The sequence below is a fragment of the Jiangella muralis genome (genome assembly GCF_001270745.1).
Taxonomy (GTDB): domain Bacteria; phylum Actinomycetota; class Actinomycetes; order Jiangellales; family Jiangellaceae; genus Jiangella; species Jiangella muralis.
Window position 1 is genome coordinate 244,765 of the sequence record NZ_LFXL01000010.1, and the last position, 16,980, is coordinate 261,744.

Sequence of the window (16,980 nt, forward strand, 5' to 3'; positions counted from 1 at the left end):
AGTGACGATGGGAAGACTGCGACGCGCGACCGCGGCCCTGGCTTCGGTCATCGGCCTGACCTGCACCGCCCTGGTCCTGTCCGGAGCGCCGACGGCGGGCGTCGAGGCGGCCGATCCGGCGCCGCCCGGCACCGCCGGACCACCGTCCGCGCTCGCCGGCCTGGATCAGCAGACCTACGAGCTCACCCTCGTCACCGGCGACCGCGTGACGGTCGAGCGGACGGCGCCCGGCGGCTACGACGTCCAGGCGCAGGCGGCCGCGCGCCCGGACGGCTCCGTCCCCGACATCCAGGTGACCAACCAGGGCGAGAGCGACGCTCTGTACGCCATCCCGGACGACGTCCTCGGGCTGCTCGAGTCCGGCCTGCTCGACGAGCAGCTGTTCGACGTCGCCTACCTGGCCGAGAACGGCTACGCCGACCGCGCCGACCTGCCGCTGATCGTCGAGTACGCCGGCGCCCAGGACGCCCGCAGCCTGGCCGGCCGCACCGCCGCGCTCGCGGCGACGGACGCCAGCGCGCCGCTGGACAGCATCGACGCCGCCGCGGTAACGGTGGACCGTGCCGCTGCCGCCGACTTCTGGGCGTCGCTGACCGGCGGACGGAACCGGCTGGCGGCCGGCATCGAGCGGGTCTGGCTGGACCCCGCGGTCTCCGTCAGCCTGGATGAGAGCGTCCCGCAGATCGGCGCCGACGAGGCGCGGGCTGCGGGCCTGGACGGCGCCGGCGTCACCGTCGCGGTCCTGGACACCGGGATCGACGCGACGCATCCGGACGTCGCCGGGCAGGTCGTGGCCGGCCGCAGCTTCATCCCCGGCGAAGAGGTCGCCGACGGCCACGGGCACGGCACCCACGTCGCCTCGACCGTCGCCGGAACGGGCGCCGCCTCCGGTGGCCGCTTCACCGGCGTCGCGCCGGGCGCCGGGCTGGTCATCGGCAAGGTGCTGTCCGACGCCGGCAGCAGCGTCGGCTCGTCGGTCATCGCCGGCATGGAATGGGCCGCCGTCGAGCAGGACGCCGACATCGTCAGCATGAGCCTCGGCGGCGGCCCGTCCGACGGGACCGACCCGCTCAGCCAGGCGGTCGACGCGCTGTCGGAGCAGACCGGCGCGCTGTTCGTCATCGCCGCGGGCAACGCCGGCCGCGACTTCTCCGTCAGCACGCCCGGCACCGCGAACACCGCGCTGACCGTCGGCGCCGTCGACAAGCAGGACGCGCTCGCCTCGTTCTCCAGCCGCGGCCCCCGTCGCGGCGACTATGCGATCAAGCCGGAGATCACCGCGCCCGGGGTGTCGATCGGCGCGGCCCGCGCGACCGGCACGAGCATGCCCGGCGCGGTACACATCGACGACCGCTACACCCGGGTCAGCGGCACCTCGATGGCGACGCCGCACACCGCCGGCGCCGCGGCGATCCTGGCGCAGCAGCACCCGGACTGGACCGGCCCGCAGCTGAAGTCGGCGCTGGTGGCCGGCGCCGAGGACGGCGGCTACACCGCGTACGAGCAGGGCGCCGGCCGCCTGGACGTCGCGCGGGCGATCGGCCAGCAGGTCCAGGTGAGCCCCGCGACCGCCGACTTCGGCTTCCTGCGGCTGCCGACGGAGGGCGAACCTCGAACCCGGACGCTGACCTACACCAACCCCACCGACCAGCCGGTGACGCTGGACCTGACGGTGACCGCGCGGGAGGGCGGCGGTGCCGACGTGCCGGACGGCACGGTACGGCTGGACCGCGACACCGTCGAGCTGCCCGCCGGCGGATCGGCCCAGGTCGTCGTCACATTCGACCAGAACGCCGTCGAGGCCGGCGCGTACACCGGCGGCGTCGTCGCCACCGCGGACGGCGTCCAGCTCACCACTCCGCTCGGGGCCACCATCGGAGCGCAGCTGCACACGATCACCGTCCGCCAGCTGCACTCCGGCGATCCGGACGGGTGGCACCCCAGCAACGTCACGTTCGCGCCGATCGCCGGCGAGGCCGCCGCGTCGACCCGGGCCGGCTGGGTCACGCGCGGCAGCGGTGTCGACGTCCGGACCCCGGACCAGTGGGCGGCCGGTGTGGAGTTCGAGGTGCCGACCGGCACCTACATCGCGTTCACCAACCCCGTGCAGTGGTACGACGCCGAGACCGGCGGCACGAACCGGGCCAACCTCGTCGACGCCGAGGTGGAGATCACCGGCGACGCCGAGATCGTGCTGGACGCCGCCGACGCGGAGAAGGTCACGTTCGACACCCCGCTGCCGGCCGAGGGCTACCAGCGCCGGGTGGTGATGCAGCGCTGGGTGCCCGAGCACGTGGCGACCGGCGGCGGGTTCGTGACGTACGCGGAGAACCCGACAACGACGAACGGCCGGGTCGACTACTGGCTGACGCCGACCGACGAGGTGGAGACCGGCGAGTTCCGGATGGTCATCGAGAACACGCTGGTCGCGCCGGACCTGTCCATGCGGGCCGAGGGGCACGGCGACCTCGTGCTGCGACCGGAGTATCCGGAGTGGGGCTCGCCGTTCGCGACCGTCGGGCCGCCCGGCTTCACCGTCAGCGAGCCGGCGGTCGACGGCGTCCCGGCCGCGGCCGCACCCGGGCCCGTCGTGGCGACCGGTGCACCGATCGAGCTGTCGGTGCGGGTGACGAACCCGGCCGGCGCGTCCACCTGGACCGGGCTGGGAGCACGCACGCCGCTGGGCGCCGGCGTCTGCGCGACGGACACGCTCGGCTCCGGCCAGTCGACCACCTGCGGCCTGCGCACGACGGCCGTGGCCGGGCCGCAGGCGGTGCCCGTCATCGTCACCGGGGCCACTGCCGATGCGGTCGGCAGGCCGGTGCCGCTGGCCGGCGTCGCCGTGGCCCACTACACCGGCGCGGCGGACCCGAGCACCCCGCCGCCGTCCGGGACGGCCGTCTCGATCGTCGCGACCACCGCGTCCGGGCAGGCCGCGGTGAGGTCGCCGGGCCCGGAACTGGAGACCGGGACCGACGTGAGCATCGCGGCGACCGTCCGCAACACCGGGACCACGACGCTGACCGAGGTGGTCACGGACAGCGACCTGGGCCCGCTGACCTGCCTGCGGCAGCAGCTGGCGCCGGGCGAGGAGACGACCTGCTCGGCGACGGCCCCGGTGACCGACGGGCGGTCCGCGGTCGCCGTCACCGCCGTCGGCCGCGACGCCGAAGGCGCTGCGGGCGCCGGCGCCGTCGCCTACTACGTCGGCCGGACCAAGCCGGCGATGTTCTCCGGCCGCCAGGATCTGAAGGTCGTGGACGCCGGTTTCGGCACGCCGGACGAGCTGGCCGGGCTGGACCTGCGCGGCGCGCTGGTGCTGCTGCGGTCCGACCCGGAGGAGTTCGACGGCCAGCCGAAGCACTGCTGGCCCACCGTCGACGCCATGGACACCGTGGTGGCGGCCGGTGCCGCCGGCATCGTGCTGTCGCCGAACGAGGAGCACGTGTTCTTCGACAGCCCGACCTCGGACCTGCATGGCAGCGTGTGGTGCGAGGTGGCGCCGCTGCAGAGCTCGACCGAGGTGACCCAGTTCGACGACGCGATCACCCGCGTGCCGCTCGTCTACGTGCCGTTCGACCAGGGCGCCGCCCTGCGCGAGCTGGCCGGCGACGACCTGCGCATCACCGTCGACGGCACGCCCGTCACGCCGTACTACTACCAGCTGCGCCCGGCGCTTGACGGCTCGATCCCGGACTCGCTGCACTTCACCGTCGCCGAGGACGAGCTGGTCACGATCGACCACCGGATCCACGCCGGTGCCACGACGAGCATCGGGGTGACGATGGCGTCGTGGCGGGCCACCGACTCGGCGGCCGGGCCGCGCACCACCGGCACCAAGGCGCTGCCGCCGTTCGCCACGACCGCGCCCTTGGAGGTGACCGAGTTCTCCTGGCCGCTGGACCCCGACACCGTCGTCCGTCACGAGGTGCAGGACTTCAGTTCGCCGGCCGGGCGGCAGGTGCGCTACGACGTCCTCGACCAGCCCACCCGCACCACGATGGAATGGAACGACTCACCGCCGGTGCCGGCGCCGGTACCGCCGCTGGCCGGGACCGCGCCGATCGGCTACCAGACGCACGGCCACGCGCCGCCCGAGCTGGCGCCGTGCACCGGCTGCCGGGAGGGCGACGTGTTCTACCCGCACCTGCGCTACACCACGTCGGCTGACACGGACCAGATCGGCTGGGACAGCATCGGCCAGTTCGGGCCGCTGGGCAACGACCGCAACACGCACCTCTACCGCGACGGCGTGGAGGTCGCGGGCGGGCCGGACCCGGTCGGCCGGACGCTGCTCGCGTACCAGCTGCCGCCGGAGCCGGCCGACTACCGGCTGACCCACCGGTTCGGCCCGACGGAGACCGCGTGGGAGTTCCGCTCCGGCACGGCCGACGAGGACCTGCTGGCCGACCCGTACGTCTGCGACTCCGAGTGGATGACCCGGCTGCTGAAGCGGCCGCCGCTGGGCACGCCGTGCCGGCCGGAGCCGCTGATCTTCCTCCGCTACGACCTCGGGCTGGACCTGACGAACCGGGTGGACGCACCGGGGCCGCAGCGGATCACGGTGACGACGGACCGCCAGCCGTCGCAGCGGCCGCACCCGGAGGTGGAGGGCCTGCGCCTGTGGGTCAGCTATGACGAGGGCGCTGAGTGGACCGAGGCCCGCGTCCGTCCCCGCGGCGACGGCGAGTTCGAGGCGACGGCCCTGCACCGCCCGCGCAACCGCCGCGCGTCGGACGTGGTCAGCCTGCGGGTGGAGGCGTGGGACGAGGCGGGCAACCGGGTGGAGCAGACCATCCGCAACGCCTACCGCCTCACCGACCGGGCCGACGCCGCCGGGCCGCGCTGACCGGGCCGGCCGGGCCGCACCGCAGGCGGCCCGGCCGGTTCACTCCACCTCGTTGCGGACCAGCGCGACCGCGGCGGTGGTCCGCACTGTTCGCGAGCATGCTCACCTACATGGCTGAGGGCAAGGGCGTATCGGTTATGCCGATGCACACCATGCTCACCACTCAGCAGGCCGCCGACCTGCTGAACGTCTCGCGCCCCTACCTCGTGGGGCTGCTGGAGCGCGGTGACATCGCGTTCGAGAAGGTCGGCCGCCACCGGCGCGTCCGGCTGGATGACCTCCTCGACTACCAGCGCGCCTCGGTCGCCCGGCAGCGGAATGCCGCGACGAGCTGTCCACGCTGCGGCGACCTGGGCCACGTCGCCGGCCCCCCGACACGTTCCATGATCATCGGCGATCGCTGGTGTCCCACCGCCAGCGATCGCCGATGATCATGGACCGGCATCGGGCGGGGTTCGCGGCGCGGCGTGGTTGTCGGTGCCCGCCCGTAGGGTGGGCCCCACCCGGGCCGGGAGGGGTCTACCTACCACGGTGCGACGCGGCGACGGTAATCGGGAAGCGGGACCGGGTGGCGGCCAGCAGACAATGACTTGCAGCGGGGTCGGTGGCTGAGCGCTGCGAGCGGCCGGAGGTGGTCAGCGGACCGTGATGTTCAGTGGGGTTGGCGGCCGAGCCCGCGTGGTTATCGGACTTCGTGGTGGAGCGGGGAGGATCTCCGTCCTCGCCGTGCGCTGCCATCGATGGTCGGCGGAATACTGGCGCCCTGGGCCCAGCAAACCGCCAGCCATGTGTCTGGATGTTCGAGTTCATGCTGGACCAGATCGGGATCGACGACCGCGAGGTATGGGCCTGTCTGCAGCAGATCGCCGATTCTCGATCGAATCCCCCGGACACCATCGACGACATCATGAAGCAGTTGGAGCGTGCGGGCCTGATCCGGTCCGTCGCTCAGCTGCGCAGCCCGGACGGCGCGCCGAGCGGCTGAGCTACTCGACCTCGTTGCGGACCAGCGCGACGGCGGCGTCGACCCGGGCCTTCGTCTCGGGGTCGCGCAGGTCGATGCCCGAGTCGAGCGCCGCGGTCCAGACGAGGTCGTCGGCCGGGGTGCGCCGGCCGGTGACGCGCACACCGCGGCGTCCGTCGACGGCGATGTGGCGGCTGATGACGACGCTCTGGGTGACCTGCTCGCGGACGACGTCGACGAGGGGGCGCGGCGACTCGAGCGCCACCCGGTGCCGGAGCCGGCGGCCGCGGGCGTCGGGCACCTCGGTGACGACCAGCAGCTCGGCGTCGCCGTCCCAGGAGGCGGTTTCGACGGCCGACCAGGCGACCGAGGTGTCGCGCAGCCGCAGCCGGTGGGTGGTGGCGGCGACGTCGCCGTCGGGGCCGGTGCCGGACGCGAGCACCCGCTCCCCCGGCGCGAGCCCGTCGACGACAGCGGGAGCCGAGCGGCGCAGCCTCATGCCACCCAACACTAGTCAGCCGAGGTAGTCGCGCAGCTCACTGGCCCACTCGTTGCGCCGCAGCTTCGTCAGCGTGCGGTGCTCGATCTGCCGGACCCGCTCACGGGTGACGCCGAACTCGCGGCCGACCTCCTCCAGTGTGCGGGTGCGGCCGTCGTGCAGGCCGTAGCGGAGCCGGACGACCGCCCGCTCGCGCTCGCTGAGGCCGTCGAGCACCTGCTCGACCTGGTCACGTAGGAGTATCTGCGCGACCAGTTCCTCGGGCGACAGCGCCTCGGTGTCCTCGACGAAATCGCCGAACGTGTTCTCCGACGACTCGCCGACCGGCAGTTGCAGGCTGACCGGCTCTTCGGAGTAGGAGAGCAGCTCGACGACGCGGTCGGCGGGCAGCGAGGTGGCGTCGGCCAGCTCCTCGACGGTGGGGTCGCGGGCCTCCCGCTGCGCCAGCGTGCGCAGCACCCGCAGCACGCGGTTGAGCTCGTCGACCACGTGCACCGGCAGCCTGATGGTGCGGCCCTGCTCGGCCAGCGCCCGGCTTATGGCCTGCCGGATCCACCACGTGGCGTAGGTGGAGAACTTGAACCCGCGCGCGTGGTCGAACCGCTCGACGGCGCGGATGAGGCCGACGTTGCCCTCCTGGATGAGGTCGAGCATCGGCAGCCCGCGCCGGGTGTAGCGGCGCGCGATGGAGACGACGAGGCGCAGGTTGGCCTCGATGAGGCTGGCCTTGGCCCGCTGGCCGAGCCGGACCACCTCGGCCAGCGCGTCCTCGTCGGGGCCCGCGTCGGCGGCGGCCAGCCGCTCGCCGGCCAGCAGCCCGGCCTCGATGGCGCGGGCCAGCCGCACCTCCTCGGGCCCCTTGAGCAGCGGGATGCGGCCGATCTCGCGCAGGTAGCGGCGGGTGAGGTCGGTACCGGTGCCGGGCCCGGGATCGGACAACCGCGGCGCCGGCGCGGCCGCCGGCTCGTCGTCGTCGACGACACTCGTGGGCGCAGCGTCGCCCCTGCTGCTGACCTCGGAAAGATCACCGTCCGGCCGCCCACGCTGGGACGGCAGCGCGCGACCCTCCGCCCTAGATCGGATCACCGGCACCACCTCGGTCCCCCAAGTGTGCCCCGCCGAGGTGCCCCGCAGCTACCCTTCTGGCCGAATCGAAGATCATCGACATCCGGACGGACCAGGGCGGCGGCCCGCCGAAGCGGACCGCCGCCCTGTCCGGAACGTACGGGTATCAGCGCATCCGCAGCTCGGTGAGGTACTGGTAGCCGACCTGCGCCGTCTGCAGCGGGGTGACGTCCGGGGTGTCGTTCTCGACGATGTACTCCAGCACGCGGTGCGCGCGGAAGATCGTCGCGAAGTCGATGTGCCCGGTGCCCAGGTCAGCCATGTCGCCGCCGTCGAGATGCCGGTCCTTGACGTGGTACTGCAGCGTCCGCTGCGGTGCGGCGTCGATGACGTCGATGGCGAACTGCTCCGCCCGCGACACCGGGACGCCTGTGTTGATGCCGCCGGTCACCGCCCAGTAGAGATCGACCTCGAGGTGGACGAGCTTCGGGTCCAGCTCCGACGTCAGCACCTCCCACGGGGTGACGCCGCCGCCGAGGTCGGTGGTGAACTCGTGCGCATGGTTGTGGTAGCCGTAGCGCAGCCCGTACCGGCGGGCCAGCGCCGCCTCCTCGTTCATCTGCTCGGCCCACAGCTGCCAGTCGGACAGGCTCTCCGAGGCCAGGTAGGGCACGACGATGAAGCGCTGGCCCAGCGTGGCGGCGTTCTCCAGCTTCGCCTCCAGCGACGCGCGGTCGCCGCTGATGCCGTCGTGGCTGGACGAGCAGGAGATGCCGATCTCGTCGTAGAAGTCACGCAGCTGGGCGGCGGTGCGGCCGAAGTACCCGAGCGCCTGTTCGACCTTCGTGTAGCCGTAGTCGGCGATCGAGCGCAGCGTCGCGTCGTAGAGCGCGCCGGGTGCCAGCGCGTCGCGCACCGTCCACAGCTGGATGCTGATGGCGCCGCGCGGGACGATCTTGCGGCCGGTCGGTTTCGCGCCGGCCGACGCGGGCAGGGCGGCGCCGGCGCCGGCCAGCACGCCGCCGGCAGCCGCGGCCGCGCCCAGCAGGAACGAGCGCCGGCCCAGCCCGCGGCGGGCCAGCGACGCGTCCAGGGCACGGTCGCCGTCGTATCCGTAACACATCGTGTGCTCCTTTCGGGGGGTGGTGCTGCGGAGGTCTAGTCGGTAGAGCTGAACGCGGCGTCGAAGGCCGCGGTGGGCGCGTCGAACAGGTTCGACCGGACGAACTCCAGGGCCTCGGGGGCGCCGCGCAGCCGGTCCATGCCGGCGTCCTCCCACTCCACCGAGATGGGGCCGTCGTAGCCGATCGCGTTGAGCATGCGGAACGACTGCTCCCACGGCACGTCGCCGTGGCCGGTGGAGACGAAGTCCCAGCCGCGCCGCGGGTCGGCCCACGGCAGGTGCGAGCTGAGCCGGCCGTTGCGGCCGTTGCCGAGCTGCTTCTTCGTGTCCTTGCAGTCGACGTGGTAGATGCGGTCGCGGAAGTCCCACAGGAACGCGACGGGGTCGAGGTCCTGCCAGACCATGTGGCTGGGGTCCCAGTTGAGGCCGAACGCCTCGCGGTGCCCGATCGCCTCCAGCGTCTGCACCGTCGTCCAGTAGTCGTAGGCGATCTCGGACGGGTGCACCTCGTGCGCGAACCGCACGCCGACCTCGTCGTACACGTCGAGGATCGGGTTCCAGCGATCGGCGAAGTCGCGGTAGCCGGCCGCGATCATGTCGTCCGAGGCCGGCGGGAACATCGCGACGTACTTCCAGATCGCCGAGCCGGTGAAGCCGATGACGGTGTTCACGCCGAGCCGGGCGGCCGCGCGCGCCGTCACCTTCATCTCCTCGGCGGCCCGCTGGCGCACGCCCTCGGGCTCGCCGTCGCCCCAGATGCGGTCCGGCAGGATCGCCCGGTGCCGCTGGTCGATCGGGTCGTCGCAGACGGCCTGGCCCTTGAGGTGGTTGGAGATCGCCCACACCTTCAGGCCGTTCTTCTCCAGGATGTCGTGCCGCGACTTCACGTAGGCGTCGTCCTCGGCGGCGCGCCACACGTCCAGGTGGTCGCCCCAGCAGGCGATCTCGAGGCCGTCGTAGCCCCATTCGCCGGCCAGCCGGGCGACCTCCTCGAACGGCAGGTCGGCCCACTGCCCGGTGAAGAGGGTGATCGGTCGTGCCATGTGCGTCTCCTTCGCGCTCTGTCAGAGGTTCCGTGCCGGCGTGCTGATCCCGGCGAGCTCGAGCATCAGGTCGCGGACGTCGGTGGCGGCCAGCTGGTCGCGGGCCGTCGACGGGTCGCTGCACAGCAGCACGGGCCCGTCGGCGGGGTCGTCGGGCAGCCGGCCGTGCGTGCCGCGGACCCACTGCCCGTCCAGCGGCACGACGTTCATCGCGTAGCGCAGCCCCAGCTTCTTCTTCGCCAGGTTCGCGCCCGCCCGCAGCTTGACCCGCGGGTCGGCGGGGTCGAGGAACAACTCGGCCGGGTCGTAGCCGGGCTTGCGGTGGATCTCGACGCCGCGGGCGAAGTCGGGCGCACGGTCGTCGTGCAGCCAGTAGTAGTAGGTGAACCAGGCGCCGAGATCGGCGACCAGCACCAACTCGCCGGAGCGCTCGTGGTCCAGGCCGAACTCACGCTGCGCCGCCTTGTCCAGGACGAGGTCGACGCCCGGCAGGCCCTGGTAGAGCTCGCGGACGGCCTCGAGGTCGCCGGGGTCCTTCACGTAGACGTGCGCCACCTGGTGGTCGGCGACGGCGAACGCCCGCGACGCCCACGGGTCCAGGTACTCCATGCCGGCCTGCGTGTAGACGTCGAGCAGCCCGGCCTGCCGCAGCGCCCGGTTGACGTGCACCGGGCGGCTGGCCGGGCCGATGCCGTACTCGCTCAGGGCGACGACGGTGACGCCCTGGTCGCGGGCTTCGGTGAGCAGCGGCGCCAGGACGCGGTCGACGTCGCGGGCGGCGGCGACGGCCTGCGGGCTGTGCGGCCCGAACCGCTGCAGGTCGTAGTCGAGGTGCGGGACATAGGCGAGGGTGAGGTCGGCCTGTGGCATCAACCGCCGGGTGGCCTGCACGATCCACTCGCTGGACTTGATCGACGCCGTCGGGCCCCAGTAGTTGAACAGCGGGAACTCCCCCAGCGACCGGGTCAGCTCGTCGTGCAGCGCCGGCGGCCGGGTGTAGCAGTCCGGCGACTTGCGGCCGTCGGCGTGGTAGATCGGCCGCGGCGTCACCGTCCAGTCGGTGTCGGCGCCCATCGCGTACCACCAGCACACGTTCGCGACGGTGTACCCGGGGCGTGCCTGCCGGGCGAGGTCCCACACCTTCTCGCCCTGCACGAGCCGGTTGTGCTGGCGCCACAGGAAGATCTCGCCGAGGTCGCGGAAGTACCAGCCGTTCCCGACGACGCCGTGGTCGCGCGGCATCGCGCCGGTGAGGAACGTCGACTGGACCGAGCAGGTCACCGCGGGCAGCACCGTGCCCAGCGCCGCCTGCCAGCCGTCGCCGGCGATCGCCCGCAGGTTCGGGGTGTGCTCCAGCAGCCGCGGCGTCAGGCCCACGACGTCGAGTACCAATAGCTTGTTGGTCACGAAATCTCCTCCATACCGATCTCCACCATCCGGTCCGCGACCCAGCGCAGTTCCGCCGCGAGCCCCGCCACCAGCCCGTCCGGGCCGTCCGGCCGGCGCCCCTCGGGCAGCACCGACCAGGTGTACGTCTCGACCTCCACGTGGTCGGTCACCGCCCGCGACCCGCCGAACAGCCCGCGCAGCGTCGCCGCCAGGTGCTCCTGGGTGGCGGCCAGCGGCGGCTCGGGCTGTTCGTGCACGGGCACGTGGAAGTGCACCCGCCACGGGCCGTCGCCGGGGAACGCCGCCGACGACAGCGCGACGGGCAGGTCGTCGGCGCCGACCACCTGGCCGCGGGTGCGCACCCGCGTCTGGTGCAGGAACCGGTCCTCGGCGTAGGCCGCGAGCGCCTTGCGGGAGGCCGGGTCGCCCGGGTCGGCCACTTCCAGCGCGGCCGACGCCTGCGTCTTGACGACGGGCAGCCCGGCGGCCGCGAGCGTGGCCAGGGCGTCGGACGGCTCCTCGAACTGGGTCGCCAGGTGGCAGGCGTCCAGGCAGATCCCGATGCGGTCGGTGTCGACGCCGCCGAGCTGGGCGGCCGCTTCGTCGACGGTCTCGACGACGCAGCCGGGCTCCGGCTCCAGCCCGACCCGGACCGTCCGCCCGGTGTCCGCCTCGACCTTCGCCAGGCCGTCGGCGAGCTGGCCCAGCCGCTCGGCGGCCAGCCCACGCCGGGCGTCGTCCCAGGGGGTGCGCCAGGCCAGCGGCAGGCTGGACACGCTGCCGCGGACGGCGTCGTCGGGCAGCAACGCGGCCAGCACCCGGGCGCAGTCCAGCGTGTACGCCAGCCGCTGCGACGTCAGCCAGTCCGGGTGGTAGACGCCCAGCTTGACCCGCGGGTCGTGGAAGCCCTGGTACGGGAAGGCGTTGAGCGTCACCACCTCCAGCCCGCCCGCGGCCAGCGTCGCGCGCAGCCGGTCCAGGTCGCGCCGGCCGGCGTCGGAGGCCAGCCGGGCCACGACCGGGGCCGGCAGCCACAGGCCGAGGCCCAGCCGGGACACCCCGAGCCGGGCCCGCGCGCCGGCGCCGTAGCGCGTCACCTGGTCCAGCAGCGCCTCGACGTCCTCGGTCGGGTGGACGTTCGTGCAGTACGCGAGGTGGACGACGGTGCCGTCGCGGTGCCGGAACCGCATCACGCCTCCGGTTGGTCGGCCGTCAGGTCGGGCCGGGCCACCGCGGAATCTGCACTCGACTCCGCGGGGTCGGGTCGCTGGCCGCGCACGATGGAATTGCCCTCGAACGTCGCCGTCCGCCCGCCCGTCCCGGCGAGGTCGACCTCGTCCAGCAGCAGCCGGCCGCTCTGCCCGTAGAACTCGACCGGGTTCTGCCAGAGGACCTTGTCGACGTCATCGGCGCCGAACTCCTCGGCGAGCATCGCCCGGCCCGTCTTCACCGTCTTCAGCGGGTCGCTGTGGCCCCAGTCGGCGGCGGAGTTGACGATCATCCGATCCAGCCCGCGGTCGGCGAGGATGCGCACCATGCGGTGCTCGTCCATCTTGGTGTCCGGGTAGATCGAGAACCCCATCCAGCAGCCCGAGTCGGCGACCATGCCGACGGTGGTCTCGTTGAGGTGGTCGACGAGGACGCGTTCCGGCGCCAGCCCGCTGGCCGCGACCAGTTCCAGCGTCCGCCGGGTGCCGGCCGCCTTGTCCCGGTGCGGCGTGTGCACCAGCACCGGCAGGTCGTGCTCGCCGGCCAGCTCGAGCTGCCGGACGAACACCTTCTCCTCGTCGTCGGTCATCGAGTCGAAACCCAGCTCGCCGACCGCGACGACGCCGTCCTTGGCGAGGTAGCGCGGCAGCACCTCCAGGACGCCGTGGCAGCGCGGATCGTTGGCCTCCTTCGGGTTCAGCGCGATCGTGCAGTGGTGCCGGATGCCGAACTGCGCGGCCCGGAACCGCTCCCAGCCGACCAGCGCGTCGAAGTAGTCGACGAACGAGCCGACGTTCGTGCGCGGCTGGCCGAGCCAGAACGCCGGCTCGGTGATGGCACGGACCCCGGCGGCGTACATGCGCTGGTAGTCGTCGGTGGTGCGCGAGGTCATGTGGATGTGGGGGTCGAAGATGCGCATCGATCAGGCCTCCTCGGCGGGGACGGGGAACCGGCCGGCGACGGCCTCCGGGTGGCGGCCGAGGATGCGCCAGGCGTCGCTGGGCACCGACCGCCCGGCGGCGACGCGCTCGTTGCCGTAGTCGGCCACCATGCGGGCCAGCTCTTCGTCGGTGCGCGCGTCGAGGTCGGCGACGGCGTCCAGCGGCACGCCGACGAACAGGCACTTGAGCACGCCCTGACGCCAGGCGGCGGCGTCCAGGTGGGCCGCGGCGTACGGCCCCAGCGCGGCCGCGACCAGCCGCATGTCGTTGGTGCGCAGCGCGTCGGCCACCAGCGGCAGCCCGGCGTCGCCGAGGTCCAGCACCGCCAGCGCCCGCAGCACCGCCCGTTTCTCCTCGGCGTCGCCGTACCGGTACAGCTGGCCGACCTCCTCCACCAGCGCGGCCCGCTCCAGCCGGGCGGCCGCGGCCACCAGCAGCGCCGCGCGGGCCTCGTCCTCCAGCCGCGGACTGCGCAGGCCGTCGGGGTCGGACGGGTTGGACGGGCCGCGGGCGACCCGCCGTCCGACCGCCGGGAACAGCACCGCGACCCGCCGGGGGTCGAGCTCGACCTCCGCCAGCAGCTCGGCCAGCCGCCCCCGAGCGGCCTCGTCCAGGTGCGGGGTGGTCCGATCGATCGTCGCGCTCATGGCAGTCCTTCCTCTTCGTCGGGCTGTCGCAATGCGCCGGCCCTCCCCCGCTCGCCCCCGTGTCCCATGGCGGCCAGGGCCTGCGCCTCGGCAGCTTGCAGCGCCTCCAGCGAACGGCGCGCGACGACGGGCGCGGCGTGCCCGTGCCGCGGCAGTTCGACGGCGGCCAGCCCGCCGTAGCCCACCTCCAGCAGCGCGCCCAGCGCCGCCGGCAGGTCGACCTCGCCCTCGCCGAACTCCAGGTGCTCGTGCACGCCCTCGACCATGTCGTCGAGCTGCACGTTCGCCAGCAGGCTGCCGGCCTGGCGGACGCAGTCGGCGACGGTGCCCGCCTCGTTCGCGACGACGTGCCCGATGTCGAGCGTGACCCGCAGCCGCTCCGGGTCGCCGAGCCGTTTGCGCAGCTCGAGCACGCCGCCGACGGTGTCGATGAACATCCCGGGCTCCGGCTCGAACGCGCATTCCAGGTCGCGTCGCTCCGCCTCCTCCAGGACCGCCGCGACGCCGGACGTGACCCGCCGCCAGCCCTCGTCGGTGCTCACCCCGTCGGGCAGCGTGCCGGACCAGAACGACACCGCCTCGGCGCCCAGTTCGGCGCCGATCCGGACCGCCCGGCACAGCAGGTCGACCCGCCGCTCCCGCCCGCTGTCCGAGACCAGGTTCGGCTCGTGCTTGCGCCACGGGTCCAGCACGTACCGCGCGCCGGTCTCGATGACGACGGCGAGGCCCAGCTCGTCCAGCCGCCGCCCGACCGCGACGGTGCGCGCGGACAGGTCCGGCCCGAACGGATCCAGGTGCGGGTGGTCGACGGTGAGGGCGACGCCGTCGTAGCCGAGGCCGGCGATGACGCCGAGCGCGTCGTCCAGCCGGTGGCTGCCGAACCCGTTCGTCCCGTATCCGAACCGGAGGCTCATGTCGGCGACACCACCTTCGACAGCGCCCGCACGGCCGGCCCGATGCCGACGACCGCCGCGGCCAGCGCCACCGCGCCCGCCTTCGCCAGCAGCGCCGACTGCAACGGGATCACGCCGCGCACGCCGGCTCCGGTCGCCGACCGCACGGTCGCCGCGTCCGGCGTCCGGGCCGCATCCAGCTGCGCCTTCCCGACGGTCGCCGCATACAGCCCCGCGAACCCGGCCGCCGCCAGCCCGTTGGCCGGCGAAGCCCCAGGCCGGAGAGGGTGTCCACCGCGCTGGAGGTCTGCGGTCGGATACGACGGCAGACCTCCATCGCGCGATGGGGCTCTGCCGTCGTATCCGACGGCAGACCTCCAGCGACGAGAGCGGTCTCCGGCGGCGCCCCGCGAACCGGCCGCGCCCGGCGAGGCCACAGACCGGAGCGGCAGCGGCACGGCGGCCGCCATCGACGCGGCCACCGTCGCGCCGAGGGCGACCCGGGCCGAGGATGGCGAGGCGCCGTGCACCTCGCCGCGGCTGAGCACCGTCACGCCGACGGTGTGCGTGGCGACGGCGAGAGCGGGCAGCGCCGCCGCCCGCTCCCGTCCGCCCGCGCCCAGCAGCACGTCCAGTCCGCGGGCCGCGCCCATCGCGAGCGGGCCGGCCGGCGTCGCCTTGGCGACCAGGTCGTACGTCCACACGGCCGCGGCCAGCGGGACCGCGACCCGCAGCGCCCGCCGTCCGCCGGCCGCCGCCGCCAGCCCGAGGCCGGCGACGGTGAGCCCGGTGGCGATGCCCAGCGCCTCACCCGGCGTCACCCGTCCGGACGGGATCGGCCGCTCCGGCCGCTCGACGCGGTCGAGGTCGCGGTCGGCGTAGTCGTTCAGGGCCATGCCGGCCCAGTACAGGCAGGCCGAGGCCAGCGGCGTGACCGCGGTCCGGGCCCCGTACGGGAACCCGGCCGCGGCCGCGCCGGCCAGCGAGTCGCCCGGCACGGTCAGCGCCGCGGGCGCCCGCACCAGTTCGGCGACGTCGCGCAGCCTCATGTCGTGCCCCGGCCGGCCCGGTCGCACCACGACGCCAGCGCGTCCCACTGGGTGCTCAGCGCGTGCACGTCGCTGGCGGCCGGATCCTTGAAGAAGAACCCGAGCTGCGGCATCGGCCCGGACTCGCCCAGCTCGTGCGCCCGCGCGACCAGCCGGACGAGGTCCAGCACCAGCGGCGCGGCGAGCGACGAGTCGCAGCCGGACCAGGTGAACTGCATGGACATCCGGGTGCCGAGGAAGCCCTCGAACGACACCAGGTCCCAGGCGGTCTTCCAGTCGCCGAGGTCGGGCACGTAGTCGATGTGCAGCGGCCCGTCGACCGGGTGGCCGAGGATCGACTCCAGGCCGTTGGCCTTGGTGGCGATCTTGCTGGCCGCGTTGGTCGGATCGGCCAGCGTCTGGCCGTCGCCGCCGCCCAGCAGGTTGACCGACGACCACGACCGCACCCTCAGCGCGCGCATCGCGAACATCGGCCCGAGCACTGTCTTGACCAGTGTCTCGCCGGTCTTGGCGTCCGAGCCGGCCCACGGGACGCCGCGGTCCAGGGCCAGCTCCTCCAGCGCCGGGACCCGCGGCCCCGGGCTCGGGGTGAACGCGACGTACGCGCAGCCGGCCCGGAACGCCGCGTACGCGTACAGCGAGCTGCCCGGCAGCGGCGCCTCGCCCGCGTCCAGCGCCGCCTCCAGCGCGGCGGCCGTCGCCAGCGCGGGGACGTCGCCGTCGACCGGCGGCTCGGTGCTGGAGACGTCGACGACGACCACGCGGTCCAGGCCGTGCTCGTCACGGAACGCGCGCAGCTCGGCCTCGACCCGCTCCGCCGCCGCGCGCTGCGTGCCCTGCCCGGCGACGACGCCGGGCCGGATCCGCTCGTCGGCCGCGGCGAGGTCACCGGCCAGGACGGTGGCCAGCGCGGGCGGGAACACTCCGCCCGCGCTCAGCTCCTCGGCCCGCTTGCCCAGCGTGCCCTCGGCGACCTCGTGGCCGCCGACGACGATGCCGTCCAGCGCCGGCAGTCCGGCCGCCGCGACCTCCGGCAGCTCCGACACCATGCCCGTGTGTCCGGCCAGCCGGGACCGGATCGCCAGCAGCCCGACGGTCGTCGTCGTCGCCACGGAGCCGCGGGCGCCGACGAACCAGATGCCGACCCCGCTCATGCCCGGCCTCCCTCGGACGATCCCGCCGCGAAGGTGGCGCCCCGGTGCCGGCGCGGAGCGCGTCGCTCCGGCACCGGGGCCGGGAACCGGCTGACGCCGGCTCCCCGTCGCCCATGAGAGCCCGGCCCGGCGATCCGGGGCAGGGCCGAGGTGCC

General features: G+C 74.0%; 14 protein-coding genes. 3 read left to right on the forward strand and 11 right to left on the reverse strand.

Features of this window, described 5'->3' with window-relative positions; all coding sequences use genetic code 11:
* Positions 1–7 precede the first annotated feature (7 nt).
* The 3 genes from ACW62_RS19245 to ACW62_RS19255 all read left to right on the forward strand — a co-directional run bounded on the left by ACW62_RS19245 (position 8) and on the right by ACW62_RS19255 (position 5,834).
* On the forward strand, positions 8–4,849 hold the full coding sequence (locus ACW62_RS19245; protein ID WP_053205721.1) for a S8 family serine peptidase: 4,842 nt from the start codon (positions 8–10) through the stop codon (positions 4,847–4,849).
* A gap of 98 nt (positions 4,850–4,947) precedes the next feature.
* Complete coding sequence (locus ACW62_RS19250) at positions 4,948–5,280, forward strand: helix-turn-helix domain-containing protein (protein ID WP_083459934.1); 333 nt, start codon at positions 4,948–4,950, stop codon at positions 5,278–5,280.
* Positions 5,281–5,645: 365 nt separating this feature from the next.
* Entirely contained in the window at positions 5,646–5,834 is a 189-nt protein-coding gene (locus ACW62_RS19255; protein WP_053205723.1) for a VapC50 family PIN domain-containing toxin, read from the forward strand.
* A gap of 1 nt (position 5,835) precedes the next feature.
* Here the strand turns inward: ACW62_RS19255 and ACW62_RS19260 are convergent, their stop codons facing one another.
* The 11 genes from ACW62_RS19260 to ACW62_RS19310 all read right to left on the reverse strand — a co-directional run bounded on the left by ACW62_RS19260 (position 5,836) and on the right by ACW62_RS19310 (position 16,825).
* Positions 5,836–6,312 carry a hypothetical protein gene (locus ACW62_RS19260; protein ID WP_157574850.1) on the reverse strand — a complete coding sequence of 159 codons (477 nt, stop codon included), beginning with the start codon at positions 6,310–6,312 and terminating at the stop codon, positions 5,836–5,838.
* A gap of 15 nt (positions 6,313–6,327) precedes the next feature.
* A complete protein-coding gene (locus ACW62_RS19265; protein WP_083459970.1) occupies positions 6,328–7,398 on the reverse strand; it encodes a sigma-70 family RNA polymerase sigma factor in 1,071 nt (356 codons plus the stop codon).
* Positions 7,399–7,543: 145 nt separating this feature from the next.
* The gene (locus ACW62_RS19270; protein ID WP_053205726.1) at positions 7,544–8,500 is read right to left on the reverse strand and encodes a sugar phosphate isomerase/epimerase family protein; all 957 of its coding nucleotides are present in this window, start codon (positions 8,498–8,500) and stop codon (positions 7,544–7,546) included.
* A 35-nt stretch (positions 8,501–8,535) separates the two neighbouring features.
* Complete coding sequence (locus ACW62_RS19275) at positions 8,536–9,543, reverse strand: sugar phosphate isomerase/epimerase family protein (RefSeq protein WP_053205727.1); 1,008 nt, start codon at positions 9,541–9,543, stop codon at positions 8,536–8,538.
* Positions 9,544–9,564: 21 nt separating this feature from the next.
* On the reverse strand, positions 9,565–10,950 hold the full coding sequence (locus tag ACW62_RS19280) for an alkaline phosphatase family protein (RefSeq protein ID WP_053205728.1): 1,386 nt from the start codon (positions 10,948–10,950) through the stop codon (positions 9,565–9,567).
* Entirely contained in the window at positions 10,947–12,122 is a 1,176-nt protein-coding gene (gene eboE, locus ACW62_RS19285; protein ID WP_053205729.1) for a metabolite traffic protein EboE, read from the reverse strand. Before eboE ends, ACW62_RS19280 begins: the two co-directional genes overlap by 4 nt.
* Complete coding sequence (locus ACW62_RS19290; protein ID WP_053205730.1) at positions 12,122–13,060, reverse strand: TatD family hydrolase; 939 nt, start codon at positions 13,058–13,060, stop codon at positions 12,122–12,124. Before ACW62_RS19290 ends, eboE begins: the two co-directional genes overlap by 1 nt.
* Before the next feature lie 3 nt (positions 13,061–13,063).
* On the reverse strand, positions 13,064–13,729 hold the full coding sequence (locus ACW62_RS19295; protein ID WP_053205731.1) for an EboA domain-containing protein: 666 nt from the start codon (positions 13,727–13,729) through the stop codon (positions 13,064–13,066).
* On the reverse strand, positions 13,726–14,643 hold the full coding sequence (locus ACW62_RS19300) for a sugar phosphate isomerase/epimerase family protein (RefSeq protein WP_083459935.1): 918 nt from the start codon (positions 14,641–14,643) through the stop codon (positions 13,726–13,728). The genes ACW62_RS19295 and ACW62_RS19300 overlap by 4 nt, the downstream gene beginning before the upstream one ends.
* Complete coding sequence (locus ACW62_RS19305; RefSeq protein WP_053205914.1) at positions 14,640–15,671, reverse strand: SCO3242 family prenyltransferase; 1,032 nt, start codon at positions 15,669–15,671, stop codon at positions 14,640–14,642. The genes ACW62_RS19300 and ACW62_RS19305 overlap by 4 nt, the downstream gene beginning before the upstream one ends.
* The gene (locus ACW62_RS19310) at positions 15,668–16,825 is read right to left on the reverse strand and encodes an inositol-3-phosphate synthase (protein WP_053205732.1); all 1,158 of its coding nucleotides are present in this window, start codon (positions 16,823–16,825) and stop codon (positions 15,668–15,670) included. The genes ACW62_RS19305 and ACW62_RS19310 overlap by 4 nt, the downstream gene beginning before the upstream one ends.
* Positions 16,826–16,980 lie beyond the last annotated feature (155 nt).

What these genes read in the sequence shown, in the direction of transcription:
- ACW62_RS19245 (WP_053205721.1), top strand. Translation starts at nt 8, where the DNA reads ATGGGAAGACTGCGACGCGCGACCGCGGCCCTGGCTTCGGTCATCGGC.
- ACW62_RS19250 (WP_083459934.1), top strand. Translation starts at nt 4,948, where the DNA reads ATGCTCACCTACATGGCTGAGGGCAAGGGCGTATCGGTTATGCCGATG.
- ACW62_RS19255 (WP_053205723.1), top strand. Translation starts at nt 5,646, where the DNA reads ATGTTCGAGTTCATGCTGGACCAGATCGGGATCGACGACCGCGAGGTA.
- ACW62_RS19260 (WP_157574850.1), bottom strand. Translation starts at nt 6,312, where the DNA reads ATGAGGCTGCGCCGCTCGGCTCCCGCTGTCGTCGACGGGCTCGCGCCG.
- ACW62_RS19270 (WP_053205726.1), bottom strand. Translation starts at nt 8,500, where the DNA reads ATGTGTTACGGATACGACGGCGACCGTGCCCTGGACGCGTCGCTGGCC.
- ACW62_RS19275 (WP_053205727.1), bottom strand. Translation starts at nt 9,543, where the DNA reads ATGGCACGACCGATCACCCTCTTCACCGGGCAGTGGGCCGACCTGCCG.
- eboE (WP_053205729.1), bottom strand. Translation starts at nt 12,122, where the DNA reads ATGCGGTTCCGGCACCGCGACGGCACCGTCGTCCACCTCGCGTACTGC.
- ACW62_RS19290 (WP_053205730.1), bottom strand. Translation starts at nt 13,060, where the DNA reads ATGCGCATCTTCGACCCCCACATCCACATGACCTCGCGCACCACCGAC.
- ACW62_RS19295 (WP_053205731.1), bottom strand. Translation starts at nt 13,729, where the DNA reads ATGAGCGCGACGATCGATCGGACCACCCCGCACCTGGACGAGGCCGCT.
- ACW62_RS19300 (WP_083459935.1), bottom strand. Translation starts at nt 14,643, where the DNA reads ATGAGCCTCCGGTTCGGATACGGGACGAACGGGTTCGGCAGCCACCGG.
- ACW62_RS19305 (WP_053205914.1), bottom strand. Translation starts at nt 15,671, where the DNA reads ATGAGGCTGCGCGACGTCGCCGAACTGGTGCGGGCGCCCGCGGCGCTG.
- ACW62_RS19310 (WP_053205732.1), bottom strand. Translation starts at nt 16,825, where the DNA reads ATGAGCGGGGTCGGCATCTGGTTCGTCGGCGCCCGCGGCTCCGTGGCG.